Origin of the sequence: Marinobacterium marinum (assembly GCF_013868415.1) — a bacterium.
Lineage (GTDB): Bacteria > Pseudomonadota > Gammaproteobacteria > Pseudomonadales > Balneatricaceae > Marinobacterium > Marinobacterium marinum.
On sequence record NZ_JACEMT010000049.1, the window covers coordinates 63,095 to 76,834 of the forward strand.

Annotated in this window: 11 protein-coding genes; 5 read left to right on the top strand and 6 right to left on the bottom strand. The window is 55.8% G+C overall.

All coding sequences use genetic code 11. The features are described from left to right. Window positions 1-36: 36 nt before the first annotated feature. Window positions 37-1,749 carry a proline--tRNA ligase gene (locus tag H1S06_RS09475; protein WP_181739541.1) on the bottom strand — a complete coding sequence of 571 codons (1,713 nt, stop codon included), beginning with the start codon at window positions 1,747-1,749 and terminating at the stop codon, window positions 37-39. A 75-nt stretch (window positions 1,750-1,824) separates the two neighbouring features. Then, on the bottom strand, window positions 1,825-2,301 hold the full coding sequence (locus tag H1S06_RS09480; protein ID WP_181739543.1) for a DUF523 domain-containing protein: 477 nt from the start codon (window positions 2,299-2,301) through the stop codon (window positions 1,825-1,827). Between the two features lie 226 nt (window positions 2,302-2,527). Here H1S06_RS09480 and H1S06_RS09485 point away from each other — a divergent pair, with 226 nt between their 5' ends. From H1S06_RS09485 to H1S06_RS09495, 3 genes are read left to right on the top strand one after another with little or no spacing between them, the layout of a single operon-like run. After that, window positions 2,528-4,168: an AMP-binding protein gene (locus H1S06_RS09485; RefSeq protein ID WP_181739545.1), complete on the top strand. Its 1,641-nt coding sequence runs from the start codon at window positions 2,528-2,530 to the stop codon at window positions 4,166-4,168. Between the two features lie 48 nt (window positions 4,169-4,216). Then, the gene (locus H1S06_RS09490; protein WP_181739859.1) at window positions 4,217-4,636 is read left to right on the top strand and encodes a PaaI family thioesterase; all 420 of its coding nucleotides are present in this window, start codon (window positions 4,217-4,219) and stop codon (window positions 4,634-4,636) included. Beyond that, the gene (locus tag H1S06_RS09495) at window positions 4,633-5,457 is read left to right on the top strand and encodes an alpha/beta fold hydrolase (RefSeq protein ID WP_181739547.1); all 825 of its coding nucleotides are present in this window, start codon (window positions 4,633-4,635) and stop codon (window positions 5,455-5,457) included. Before H1S06_RS09490 ends, H1S06_RS09495 begins: the two co-directional genes overlap by 4 nt. Here the strand turns inward: H1S06_RS09495 and H1S06_RS09500 are convergent. Both H1S06_RS09500 and H1S06_RS09505 read right to left on the bottom strand, forming a co-directional pair. Then, window positions 5,442-6,050: a response regulator transcription factor gene (locus H1S06_RS09500; RefSeq protein WP_181739549.1), complete on the bottom strand. Its 609-nt coding sequence runs from the start codon at window positions 6,048-6,050 to the stop codon at window positions 5,442-5,444. The two genes, H1S06_RS09495 and H1S06_RS09500, sit on opposite strands and share 16 nt — an antisense overlap. Continuing rightward, window positions 6,047-7,564 (bottom strand): PAS domain-containing sensor histidine kinase, encoded by a 1,518-nt coding sequence (locus tag H1S06_RS09505; protein WP_181739551.1) that lies wholly within the window; start codon window positions 7,562-7,564, stop codon window positions 6,047-6,049. The genes H1S06_RS09500 and H1S06_RS09505 overlap by 4 nt, the downstream gene beginning before the upstream one ends. A gap of 201 nt (window positions 7,565-7,765) precedes the next feature. On the opposite strand from H1S06_RS09505, the gene H1S06_RS09510 reads away from it, so the two are divergent. Beyond that, window positions 7,766-9,403: an acyl-CoA synthetase gene (locus H1S06_RS09510; protein ID WP_181739553.1), complete on the top strand. Its 1,638-nt coding sequence runs from the start codon at window positions 7,766-7,768 to the stop codon at window positions 9,401-9,403. Between the two features lie 99 nt (window positions 9,404-9,502). Here H1S06_RS09510 and H1S06_RS09515 read toward each other — a convergent pair whose 3' ends face one another. Both H1S06_RS09515 and H1S06_RS09520 read right to left on the bottom strand, forming a co-directional pair. Further along, a complete protein-coding gene (locus H1S06_RS09515) occupies window positions 9,503-10,435 on the bottom strand; it encodes a porin (RefSeq protein ID WP_181739555.1) in 933 nt (310 codons plus the stop codon). Window positions 10,436-10,482: 47 nt separating this feature from the next. Next, entirely contained in the window at window positions 10,483-11,142 is a 660-nt protein-coding gene (locus H1S06_RS09520) for a YccT family protein (RefSeq protein ID WP_181739557.1), read from the bottom strand. Between the two features lie 205 nt (window positions 11,143-11,347). Here H1S06_RS09520 and H1S06_RS09525 point away from each other — a divergent pair, with 205 nt between their 5' ends. Continuing rightward, window positions 11,348-13,516: an esterase-like activity of phytase family protein gene (locus H1S06_RS09525; protein ID WP_181739559.1), complete on the top strand. Its 2,169-nt coding sequence runs from the start codon at window positions 11,348-11,350 to the stop codon at window positions 13,514-13,516. Window positions 13,517-13,740 lie beyond the last annotated feature (224 nt).

A 13,740-nucleotide genomic window follows, 5' to 3' on the forward strand; every position in this document is an offset into this window, starting at 1 on the left:
GCGGGTGCCCAAACGTTGGTCGGGCACCCCGAGGAATCAGCTCATCTGGCTACGCAGGAATTCCAGGGCAGTATCGACCGAGATATCCTGTGAGTCGGCATCACGACGGCCCTTGTATTCCAGAGTGCCATTCTTCAGACCACGGTCCGAGATCACCAGGCGGTGCGGCAGACCCATCAGCTCCATGTCGGCGAACTTGACGCCCGGACGCTCCTTGCGGTCATCCAGCAGCACATCAACACCGGCCTTGCGCAGAGCGTCGTACAGCTCGTCAGCCTTGGCGCGAACCTCGTCCGACTTGTCGTAGTTCAGCGGTACCAGCGCCACGTTGAACGGCGCCAGTGCTTCCGGCCAGATAATGCCGTTGTCGTCGAAGTTCTGCTCGATGGCCGCTGCCACTGCGCGGGTCACACCAATACCGTAGCAGCCCATGGCCATGACGGCTGCCTTGCCGTTCTCGTCCAGTACGGTGGCATTCATCGCTTCGGAGTACTTGGTGCCGAGCTGGAAGATATGGCCCACTTCGATACCGCGACGGATCTGGATGTGGCCTTGGCCGCAGGGGCTGGGGTCGCCTTCCACCACGTTACGGATGTCGGCGACTTCCGGCGTCGGCAGGTCGCGTTCCCAGTTGATGCCGAAGTAGTGCTTGTCATCAATGTTGGCACCGGCAGCGAAATCGGACAGGGTTGCAACGCTGCGGTCAATAATGCAGGGAATCGGCAGATTGATCGGACCCAGAGAGCCGGGACCGGCGCCGACGATCTGACGGATCTCTTCGTCGGTGGCGAAACGCAGCGGAACTTCCACCTGCGGCAGTTTTTCGGCCTTGATTTCGTTCAGCTCGTGATCGCCACGCACCAGCAGGGCAACGAAGTCGGCTTCGATATCTTCGCTGGCGGCGACGATCAGCGTCTTGACGGTTTTTTCGATCGGCAGGTTGAACTGTTCAACCAGCTCGGCGATGGTCTTGGCATTCGGGGTGTCGGTCAGACGCATGTCTTCACTGGCGGCCTGACGTTCGCCCAGTGCCAGCGCTTCGGCCATTTCCACGTTGGCGGCGTAGTCGCTGCTGTCGGAAAAGGCGATATCGTCCTCACCGGATTGAGCCAGGACGTGGAACTCATGGGATGACTCACCGCCGATGGAACCGTTGTCCGCCAGTACCGGCCGGAAGTCCAGACCCAGACGGGTGAAAATGTTGGTGTAGGCCTGGTGCATCACCTTGTAGGTGTCGACCAGAGACTCACTGTTGGTGTGGAAGGAGTACGCGTCTTTCATGATAAATTCACGCGAGCGCATCACACCGAAGCGGGGACGGATTTCGTCACGGAACTTGGTCTGAATCTGATAGAAGTTGGCCGGCAGTTGCTTGTAGCTCTTGATTTCACGGCGAACCAGATCGGTAATCACTTCTTCGTGGGTCGGGCCGACGCAGAACTCACGGCTGTGGCGGTCGTTAACACGCAGCAGCTCGGGACCGTACTGTTCCCAACGACCGGATTCTTCCCAGAGCTCGGCCGGTTGAATGGCCGGCATCAGCACTTCCTGGCCGCCCGCGGCATCCATCTCCTCACGCACAATGCGCTCGACCTTGCGCAGCGTACGCAGGCCCAGTGGCAACCAGCTGTAGAGCCCGGCCGCAACTTTGCGGATCATCCCCGCACGCAGCATGAGCTGATGGCTGATCACCTCGGCATCGGAAGGAGTCTCTTTCAGGGTTGCAATCAGAAATTGGCTTGCTCGCATAGAACCAGGGTCCGTCTAATGATGAAAATGGCCCCCATTCTAGGGGGCCGGCGTCAGGCGAACAAGTGGCCTGTCTCAAGCCGCCTTGCAGTACTGGGTGACGAACTCGATCAGTTCGTCGATCTGGTGTTCATTAAATACCGGAATGCCATTCCGCAACAACTCATCGGCGGCTACGCCGGGTGCGGTTGTCAGGGTGCCGGAAAAACTGCCGTCATAGATTTCCTGGTTGCCACAGGACGGGCTGCGAGCTTTCATCAGGGCACAGCAGCAGTCATGGTCGCGAGCCAGTTCCAGTGTCTGTTCGGCCCCGCTCAGGAACTCCGGGGTCACGTCGTCATCGGCGTCGGTGGTGATCAAAATGGGAAATCGAGTCTGGATTTCGGCGGGGGCCCTGGGAGTGGGCAGGCCTCCGAGTGTTTCGGGGCAGGCGGCGACCAATCGTCCCTGTTGGTGCCAGCGTTCAAGAACCGGGTGGTTGAGCAGATTGTCGCGCCCGTCATAACGCACTTTAGCACCCATAAGGCAGGCGCTGACCAATACTTTAGCCATGATGTACTCTTGCAGTGTTACGATTGTTGTTATTTTAGCGTGCGTATCTTACGGCAGTGTTGCGTTGGCGCAATACAACCAAAGTCAGGCCCTGTGGCGTTTCGGGTAACGAAAACAGCCGACAAGGTTTACGTAAACGGCAAGCGACTATATATTCGGGATATCCCTTAAGGGAAAGCATAGCGTCTCAATTCCAATAATAAAGATAAAAAGAGGGAAGAGCCCCATGAACAAACAGGCTTATCAGCCGTTCCATGATGAGTTTGATGTTGAACGGCTGGCCCGGGACGTACTGACGGGGGACCTGTCCGTTGGCATCAATGTGTGTCAAGAAGTCTGTGATCAGTGGGCGTCCGATCCGGAACGTATAGCACTCAGATACGAAGGCGTGGAGCGGGAGCCGGAAAGCTGGAGCTTCGCACGTCTGCAACGAGCCGCCGCGCGCTTTGCCAACCTGCTCACGCAGCAAGGTGTGGGCAAGGGGGATCGGGTTGCCGGGTTATTGCCCCGTACGCCTGAATTGCTGGTGGTAATACTGGGCACCTTGCGAGCCGGTGCCGTGTACCAGCCGCTGTTTACCGCTTTCGGACTGGGAGCAATCGAATACCGATTGGACAAGGCTGACACCCGGCTGGTGGTTACGGATGATCAGAACCGCTTCAAGCTGGATGGCGTGCAGTGCTGTCCCCCCATTGTGCGTGTATCAGCGGAAGACGATCATCAGGATCTGGATTACCACCAGCAGATGCAGGCCCAGTCGGATCGCTTCGAGCCGGTGCTGGTACAGGCCGACGACCCTATTTTGCAGATGTTCACGTCCGGTACCGTTGGCAAGTCCAAGGGGGTCGCCGTTCCGGCACGTGCCCTGCTTTCCTTCTACGTCTATATGCGCTACGCCATTGATCTGCAGCCTGAGGATCGTTACTGGAATGTGGCTGATCCGGGTTGGGCCTATGGACTCTACTATGCCGTACTGGGCCCGTTGCTGTTGGGGGCGACAACGCATTTCAACGAAAATGGTTTCACTCCGGACAGTACCTACGCAATGATTCGGCGCTACCGAATTACCAATTTGGCCGCAGCACCGAGCGCCTATCGTCTGTTGATGGCGTACGACCAGCAGCCGGGGGGCGATGAGCACCTGGGACTCAGGGTGGCCAGCAGTGGCGGGGAACCGCTCAACCCGGAGGTCATCAACTGGGTTGGACGGCGTCTGGGATGTCCGGTCATGGATCATTATGGACAGACCGAAACCGGCATGACCTGCTGCAACCACCATGCCTTGTCACACCCGGTCCGAGCAGGATCGATGGGTTTTTCGTTACCAGGCCATCGCGTTGTAGCGTTGGATGGCGACTTCCGAGAAGTAGCGGCCGGTGAAACGGGGCAGTTGGCTGTTGATGTCAAACGTTCGCCGTTGTTCTTCTTTCAGGGATATACCTGGGGTGAAAACAATCCTTTTCATGACCGTTACTACCTGACCGGGGATGTGGTGATCAGCCATGGCGACGGCAGCTTTTCATTTACCGGTCGAGATGACGATATTATCACCACCTCCGGTTATCGGGTTGGACCGGCCGATGTGGAAAGTACCTTGCTGGAGCATCCGGCGGTGGCGGAATCCGGTGTGGTTGGCAAGCCTGATAGCGCTCGAGGGTCAGCGATCAAGGCCTATGTCGTGGTCAAGCCCGGCTTTGAAGCCGATGAAAATATGGCCGATGAACTCAAGGAGTTGGTGCGTAATCGTCTGTCGACACACGCCTTTCCGCGCGAGATCGAATTTGTACCGGTGTTGCCCAAAACCCCGAGCGGAAAGATTCAGCGTTTTGTGCTGCGCAACCGGGCGCGCGAAGAAGCGGATCAATAGGTGTGGTTTGAGGCAGAAGGGGGAACAATGAATAACAAGGAATCAACGATGCAGGCCATGAATTTGGAGGAGCTGCAGCTGTTTCTGCAGGATCATTTCCCACAGGGAGAGCAGTATGGACAGCTTGAACGTCTGGGGGATGGTTGGGCCGAAATGCGCTTGTCGGTTGGCGATGATCACTTGCGACCGGGTGGCACTGTTTCAGGACCGACCATGATGGGGCTGGCAGATGTGGCGCTGTATGCCGCGCTGCTGAGCCGAATCGGCCCGGTGGCGCTGGCGGTGACCACCAACCTCAATATCAATTTCCTGCGCAAACCTAGACCGGATGCGGATCTGCTGGCGCGAGCGGAAATGCTCAAGGTCGGCAAGCGCCTTGGTGTGGGTGAGGTCTATGTGCGTTCGGATGGCGATCAGGCGCCGGTAGCCCATGCAACCATTACATATTCGATTCCGGAGGAAGCATGAGCGGTATTGAGTGGCAGGACGAGCAGGTCCGCTTGCATGATGATGTCTGTCTGCAACTGCGCTGGGGACGTCAGCCATCGGGACAAGGCAAGCCGGTTATTCTGTTGCTGCATGAGGCGCTGGGCTGCATCGACATGTGGAAACGTTTTCCGGAGCTGCTGGCACAGGCAACCGGACTGAATGTTCTGATCTTTGAGCGTCGCGGCTATGGGCGTTCGACAGCCATTACCTTGCCTCGGCCAGATGATTACCTGCTGGACGAAGGGGAGGTCTGGCTGCCGCGGCTACTGGATCAACTGGAACTGGAGCAGGTCATACTTTTCGGTCACAGCGATGGCGGCTCCATTGCCCAGATCGGTGCGGCCAGTTGCCCTGATCAGGTGGTTGCGATGATCACCCTCGCGGCGCATATCTACGTTGACCATTTAACCCTGGACGGCATTCGGGAGGCGGCGGAGCGCTACCGTACCACTGACCTGCCGGAGCGTCTGGCGCGTTACCATGGCGAGCGTACGGACCTTATTTTTCGCGCCTGGTCGGAAACCTGGCTGCGTCCGTCCTGTTACGAGAATCTGGACCTGAAACCGCAGCTTTCACGGATTCGCTGCCCGGCCCTGATCATGCAGGGGGATCGGGATGAATATGGCGTGCCCGAACAGGTAACGGATGCCTGTGCCGTGATCGGAGACCACGCCGAGGCCTGTTTCATCGATGACTGCGGACATGTGCCGCATCTGGAAAAACCGCAGGAGGTGTTGGCGCAGACCGTCGACTTTCTGCGCCGTGTTCGATTGATGGCGGCGGATCAGCCTGCCAGTTGATGCTGCATTTGCACCAGTTGGGCCAGGCTTTCCGCGCGCATTTTGCCCATAACCCGTGAACGGTGGACTTCCACCGTTTTCGGGCTGATGCCCAGCGTTTCGGCAATTTCACGGTTGGAGTTGCCGGTGACCACCAGATCCATGACCTCGCGCTCGCGTCGGCTGAGCGTGTTGTACAGCTCGCGCAGTTCGCGCTCGATATTCTGCTGACTGAAACGCAGCTCCGCTTCCTGCATGGCGCGTTCGACCAGCTTCAACAACACATCGTCATCAAAGGGCTTTTCCAGAAAATCCAGCGCACCGTTTTTCATGGCCGTAACGGCCATGGGCACATCACCGTGCCCGGTCAGGATGATCACCGGAAGGCGAATATCACGCTCCTGCATGATCTGTTGCAGTGCCAACCCGTTGATCTCCGGCATGCGAACATCCAGCAGCATGCAGCCCGGGCGCTGATCGTAAGCATCCAGAAAGTCCTGTGCGGATGCATGGCTTTCTATTGTGTAGGGAGTGGGCTCCAGCAGCCACTGAACCGATTCGCGAAAGTCGGCGTCGTCGTCGATGATGAAAACCGTTGTGTTACTGATACTCATGCCTGCCCCTTGAGCGGGAGTTGAAAATGGAAAGACGTACCTTTCTGGCCGTCGCTCTCAACCCAGAGGCGGCCGGAATGGCTTTCTATAATTGTATGCGAAATCGACAGCCCCATTCCCAGGCCATTTTCCTTGGTGGTGGAAAAGGGCTCAAACAGCGTCTTCAATTGTGCCTGATCGATGCCCGGTCCCTGGTCCGACACGCTAACCTGTAGCCGTCGGCCCTCGATTCGGGTGCGAATCTTAACCGGTCGAGGGCGCAGGGGATACTCGTTGTAGGCTTCGATCGCATTACGGAGCAGGTTCAGCAGAACCTGCTCGATCTGCAGACGGTCGGCTTCAATCACCGGGTTCTGCTCGTCAAGATCGAATTCGAAACGGATATCGTGATCAATCGCTTCCTGATTGAGGAAACGGGTTACCTCGACACAGGTATCGTTGATAGGAAAGCTGATGCGCTGAAACTCGGTATGGCGCACAAAGCGGCGCATGCGCTTGATGATCTCGGAAGCACGCCGTGCCTGCGTTGAAATCAGTTCCATGGCGCGTGTGACCTGACCGATTTCGGTGATCCGGCCTTCCTCCAGTCGACGGAAGGTGCCATTGCAATAATTGATAATGGTCGCCAATGGCTGGTTGACCTCGTGGGCCAGTTCTGTGGCCATTTCGCCGACCGACAACAGGCGTGACATATGGGCCATTTCCAGCTGCTGGCGTTTGGCCTTTTCCTCGGCCTGCCGTTTCAGCGTTATATCGCGTGCAATGATCGAGTAGTACTCCACCTGCATGTTTTCCGCCCGATTGCGGTGGGCGATGATTTCGCGGATTTCGGCGATGCGACCGGGATTACCGGCCGGGTACAGCGGAATGCTGCCATACCAGGTGCCGTACAACGCCGCATGCTGCAGGGCCGGTTCGACCAGGGTGTGCAGGATATCCTGTGGGAACATCTGATTCAGATAGAACACCGCCAGGTTTTCCCGTTCGGCACCGAAGGTGCGATAGGCCGTCTCGTTCATGTAGGTCAGTTGCAGCGTACGGTGATTGCAGAACAGGATCAGGTCGGACGAAGCCTCCACGACCCGGGCCAACCGGCGGGTGGCCTGCTGGGCCAATTCACGCTCGGTAACATCGCGCGAGACACAGATGATCTCCAGTGGCTTGCCGTGTTCATCCCGGATGGTGCGGCTGGTGGTTTCCAGCCAGATATAATGACCGTCACGATGCTGAAAACGGTAAATATTGGTGTACATGCCGCGGCGGTAACGGACCGACTCCGCTCGCTTGATCAGGTTATCGGCATCATCGGGATGGAAAAGGTCATAGCCGGGGGTGCCGATGATCTCTTCGGGGCGGTAGCCCAGCACCCGCTCAATAGCCGGGTTTACATCAATAAATGTCCACTCGGGCGTTGGCGTGTGCCGCGAAATCATGTCGGTGGACTGCTCTGCCAGCAGGCGGTATCGATCGGCCTCTTCCAGGCAGCGCTTCAATTCCTGCTCCAGTGGTTGCATACCCTTTCCTTTGTCGCAGCGTCTGTTTGCCTGCACGTTACAGGTGGCATCAGGCGGGGTCTGAAGGCCGTGATTGGCGCTAATGGTATGACGATTGGGGCCTATTGTGTAATAAGGGAAAATACGTATGATTGAGGGAGTGGATGGAATCAAATCAACCGAGGATGGCTCCCCCTTTTTGCCGGTGGAGAGGAATAAATAATGACAAAGACTGACCACAATCCTTACATGCTGGGGCTGGAGCAGAACCCGGCCAACTACGCGACATTGTCCCCCTTGAGTTTCATTGCCCGCACCGCCGCCGTTTATCCGGAGCGTACGGCTGTTGTGCATCATCAGGTTCGTCGCAATTGGGCCGAAACCTACAGTCGTTGCCGTCGTCTGGCCAGTGCGCTGACTCAGCGCGGTATTGGCAAGGGTGATACGGTTGCGGTGATGGCTCCGAACCTGCCGGAAGTGTTTGAAGCGCATTTTGGCGTACCGATGATTGGCGCCGTGCTCAATGCGATGAATATCCGACTGGATGCCGAAGCGATCGCTTTCATTTTGCAGCATGGCGAGGCCAAGGTCATTATCGTGGATCGCGAGTTCTCTGAAGTGATTGCACGCGCCATCAAGATTGCACGTATCAATCCGATCGTGATCGACATTGACGATCCTTCCTATGAAGGCGGCGAGTTGATCGGTGAAATGGATTATGAAGCTTTCATCGCCGGCGGCGATCCTGACTTTACATGGGCGCTACCGGCTGACGAATGGGATTCCATCACGCTGAACTATACCTCGGGTACCACCGGTGATCCCAAGGGCGTCGTGTACCACCACCGCGGTGCCTATCTGAACGCGATCAGCAATATTGTGTCCTGGAACATGGGCGATGGCCCCGTGTACCTGTGGACACTGCCGATGTTCCATTGCAACGGCTGGTGTTTCCCCTGGTCGGTAGCCGCGGCGGCCGGTGTCAACGTCTGTCTGCGACATGTGCGTGCGGATGATATCTATACCTTGATCAAGGAAGAGAAGGTGGATCACTTCTGTGGTGCTCCGATCGTCCTGAACATGCTTAACAATGCATCCGCCGAGCTGAAAGCGGGCATTACCCATCAGGTCAAGGTGATGACGGCGGGTGCGGCACCGCCGGCGTCGGTGATCGAAGGCATGGAGAAAATGGGCTTTGGCGTCACGCATGTGTACGGCCTGACCGAAACCTACGGGCCTTGTGTCGTTTGTGCCTGGCATGACAAGTGGGATGAACTGCCGATCGAGGAGCGCGCACGTCTCAAGTCGCGTCAGGGAGTCAAGGCCCCCATGCTTGAAGACATTCTGGTCGCGAACCCGCAAACACTGGAGCCGGTGCCTCAGGATGGCAAAACCATCGGTGAAATCATGATGCGCGGCAACCTGGTCATGAAGGGGTATTTGAAAAACCCGAGTACGACCGACAAGGCATTCGAGGGTGGCTGGTTCCACTCGGGTGATCTGGCGGTATGGCACGCGGACGGTTACGTTGAAATCAAGGACCGCTCGAAAGACATCATCATCTCGGGTGGGGAAAATATCTCCAGTATCGAGGTGGAAGATGTGTTGTATCGTCATCCTCAGGTAATGGAAGCGGCCGTGGTGGCTCAGCAGGACGAGAAGTGGGGCGAAGTGCCTTGCGCATTCGTAACCTTGAAGGTAGGAGCGGATGTGTCCGAAGCTGAAATAATCGAGTTCTGCCGTGACAATATGGCCCGTTTCAAGGCACCCAAGCGTATTGTATTCTGCGATCTGCCGAAAACCTCAACAGGCAAAATCCAGAAGTTTGTGTTGCGCACTCAGGCCAATGAGGCCGAGTAAGGCGGCCGTTGTATGGCAAAAAAAACCGGCCCATAAGGGCCGGTGGTAACTTGAACACAGCAGACCCGAAGGGGTAGGTCTGCTGCGCCGTTCCAGTCCTTAGAACTTCAAGCGCATACCAGCCAGGTAGCCCATGTCTGAGTTGCTCTGGTCAGTGTCGGCGATTTCTGCGAACAGGCTGACGTTTTTCTGAGTCGGGAACTTGTAAGTAACGTTGGCGTACCACTCGGTGAAATCTTCCTTGTTGATGCTGTCGAAGTCGGTATCAATAACACCGATGGCCATTTTGGTAGTCGGCGCAACGGCGAAGACGCTGGCAACGTTGTACTGGTCGGCAACATCGTCGGTGGTGCTGTAATCAATGGCGAAAGTCGCGAAACCTGCGTCGTAAGCGGCGCTGACACCCCAGGTATCAAAATCTTCGGCACCAATGCTTTCGGTAGCATTCTGGTAGGCGGCAGCCAGTGTGATGTTGTTGAATTCGGTGGATGCGAACAGGTCGAAATATTCGCCGTTTTCGCTGGCTTCGCCTTCGGCATCCATTTCATAGGAAGCGACAATGTAGGCGTTGGCCAGTTCTACGTCCAGACGGATGGTGTCGTCACCGGAGGTTCCCATGGCATCGAAACGGTCGTTCTTGGACTCCATTTCGTAGGCTTCTTCAATACCGAACTCGTCGGATGCAAAGTTCTGCTTACCGAAAGAGATAGAGGTGTTGCCGAACGACATACCCAGGTAGGCTTCTTCCAGGTTGCTGCCGTCATCGTATTTGCCGTCGGCTGCATTTTTGAAACCGAAGTCGATACGACCGAACGCGGTCATGTCGTTACCCAGGTCATAGCTGACATGGTTTTTCAGTTCGAGGTCATCGAACTCGATGTCAGTATGTTCATCTTTGCCAACTTCTTTACGGAACTGAATTTGCAGGTCGCCGTTCAGTGTGTAGGTCAGGCCCTTACCTTCATAAATGGTAGCGGCGCTGGCAGAGCCGGCGGCAACAGATACTGCAACAGCCAGAAGAAGCTTTTTCATGTGCGAGACTCCAGGTTCATATATTTTGTATAATAATAAAGATGGATTTACTGACCGGTTTCTAACCAGTTCTTGAAATTATTCTTTGTTTCGTCGCTTGCCTGTTCATACCAATATTCAAGCATCTGCCCGACCATTTTTTGATCCGGGTGAACGTTGCTTGGTGGCTGAGAGGTCGGCACGCTTTTATTGAAACTGTGGGTTTCCGTATTGAGCGACTTAACGGCTGCCTGGGTATCAGTGCTGTTAAACTCTTCCAGCTCTTTTTCATAATCCCGACCCAGCTGGAAACCTTCCTTTTCAAGCTTGCCCCAAGTGAAAGACAGGGGGTTGCCCCGGTCATCCAGCAGGCGCCAGTCGGCATTACGGTTGAAGGATTTCAGATCGTAGCGGTTGCTGATTTCAGGGGCCTGAACGCGCACTGTCGTGTCGGCTGCCTTGAAGGTGAGGACAAAGGTGTCGCTGTCTTCAAGAACATAATCATCGGCGGATTCAGTGATCTCGGCGGTATATTCAACTACGATTTGAGTCGTGCCGTTTTTGGCTTTCAGCTCGGGCAAATCGGAGAAAAAGGTTTTCGTCTCAACCGCCTTGCCATTAATTGCAAGAATACCCACACCGTTTGATGGTTTAATTTCTATATCGGCAAAAGAGACTGCCGGATATAATGCGCAGGTTGCCAGCAGGCAGGTTATAGATTTTTTCATTGAATGCACCAAGCGTGTAGCGGTTCTTAAAAGTGGGGTGCATGGTATTTTTTGAATGTTACATATCTGTTTATTTTATATTAATGTTTTGATTGAATGGCTGTCATAAAAACATAATATTAAACAGGCGTATTACTAGCATCATATTATTGTCATTTTCCTGTTTTAGGGTGCGCCTTTTCATTCATACAAGGTGTTCCGAACCATGCAGCCTTTTGCTTCTCGACTCTCTGCGTTGGCGCTGGCTATTGCGGCGGCAGGCGCTGCTCACGCAGATCAGTTCAATCGAATTGCAAGCTTTCCTGTCAGCCAAAACCTTGCGGCCGACAATATGCAGCAGGAAACATCCGCTGAAATCATCACGGCAACGGCGGATGGGCAAATGCTGGTGTATTCGGACAGCCCGCGTGGAGGTCTTGGCCTGGTGGATATCCGCCAAGCGGATCAGCCGAAGCCTGCCGGGTTTGTTGATCTGTCAGGTGAGCCGACCTCTGTCAGCGCTTTCGGCAACAAGGTTGTTACGGCGGTGAATACCTCGAAAAGCTTTGTGGAGCCGTCCGGTTTTCTGGCGCTGGTTTCACCGCAGAGCCAGACGATTGAAAGCCGCTGCGATTTGGGTGGCCAGCCCGATTCGGTTGCCGTGTCTCGGGATGGGAAATATGTCGCGGTCGCGATCGAAAACGAGCGTGACGAAGACCTGAATGACGGGCAGTTGCCCCAAATGCCTGCCGGTGATCTGGTAATTGTGCCGATCAAGGACGATCAGCTGGATTGTGCCAATCTCAAACGCGTGGACCTGACCGGTCTGGCCGAGATCGCTCCGACAGACCCCGAGCCCGAATTTGTCGACTTCAACGGTCGTGGCGAAATCGTGGTCACGCTGCAGGAAAACAACCACTTGGCAGTGGTTGAAGCGGCTACCGGCAAGGTGCTCAATCACTTCTCCGCCGGCAGTGTCGATCTGCAGAATATCGATACGAAAAAAGATGGCGCACTGATTTTTACTGAAAGCCAGCAGAATGTGCTGCGCGAGCCGGATGCCGTCAAATGGCTGGATGACGACCGCTTCGTGATTGCTAACGAAGGTGACTACAACGGCGGTGCGCGCGGCTTCAGCATTTTCCATAAGGATGGGCGGTTGCTGTTTGAGTCGGGTGCGTCTTTTGAGCATGAAGTCATTCGTGCAGGGCATTATCCTGACAAGCGTTCAGGCAAGAAGGGTGGCGAGCCGGAAGGTTTGGAGGTGGCCCGTTTTGGCGATGAAACCTTTATTTTTGTACTGTCCGAGCGTGGTTCCGTGATTGGTGTTTACCGTGATACCGGCACCGACCCTGAATTTGTGCAGTTGCTGCCGTCCGGTATTGCGCCCGAGTCGGCGGTGGCCATTCCAGAGCGCGGTCTGTTGATCAGCGCCAATGAAAAGGATCTGCTTGAAGATGGCGGCGCTCGTGCGCATGTCATGCTGTTTGAGCTGTCTGCCAAAGCGGCGGACTACCCGCAGCTGGTGTCGGGTGATGATTCCGCCGGTCTGCCGATCGGCTGGGGCGCGTTGTCGGGACTGACCGCCGACCCGAAGCAGACCGGTATTCTGTATGCCGTGAATGACAGCTTCTACAAGTCACAGCCGCGCATTTTTACGATCGATGCGAATGCACATCCGGCCAAAATCACTGCCGTGACCGAGATCAAGCGCGATGGCAAGGTCGCCGAGAAACTGGACCTGGAAGGTATTGTAACGGATGGCCAGGGCGGTTTCTGGCTGGCTTCCGAAGGCAACGCCAAAAAGGACGTGCCGCATGCGCTCTACCAGGTGAATGCCGCTGGTGACATTACCCGGACGATCGCGCTGCCCGAGGCATTGATGCCGTATGAGATGCGTTTTGGTGCCGAAGGTATCGTGCTGTCGGGTGACACGCTGTGGGTTGCGATCCAGCGCCCCTGGGCGGATGACCCGGCCAACCATACCAAGCTGTTGGCCTATAACCTGAAGACCGAGCAGTGGGGAGCTGTGCATTACCCGCTGGAGCCGGTAACGGAAGGCTGGGTTGGCCTGTCTGAACTGGAGCTGCACGATGACCACCTGTATGTGATCGAGCGTGATAACCAGATTGGCGACAAGGCGTCGATCAAGCGGCTGTACAAGGTGGCGTTGTCGGAGCTGAAACCGGCATCGCTGGAGCAGGCGTTGCCGGTGGTGAACAAGGCACTGGTGCGTGATCTGATCCCCGATCTGGCATCCTTGAATGGTTACATCAATGACAAGATTGAAGGGTTCGCGATTGATGCCGGGGGCAACGCCTATCTGGTGACCGACAATGACGGCGTAGATGACAGCTCGGGCGAAACCCTCTGGTTGAAGCTGGGGCCACTGTAACCGGGGCTCCGTTGTCGATACGGATCGATTGAAGATAAGAGGCTGCCTGCGGGCAGCCTTTTTTGTGTGTGAGCTGCAGCGAGCAGGCTGAATGAGGCAAAAACGGAAAGTTTCCATTTTGCCTTGTCGCCATTTTTCAACGTATCCCTGAGCGTTTGTTCAGGTTGAGACAGTGTTCTGGGCTGGCCCAGGATTGTTGCAAATAGAGAATAATAATCGTAACT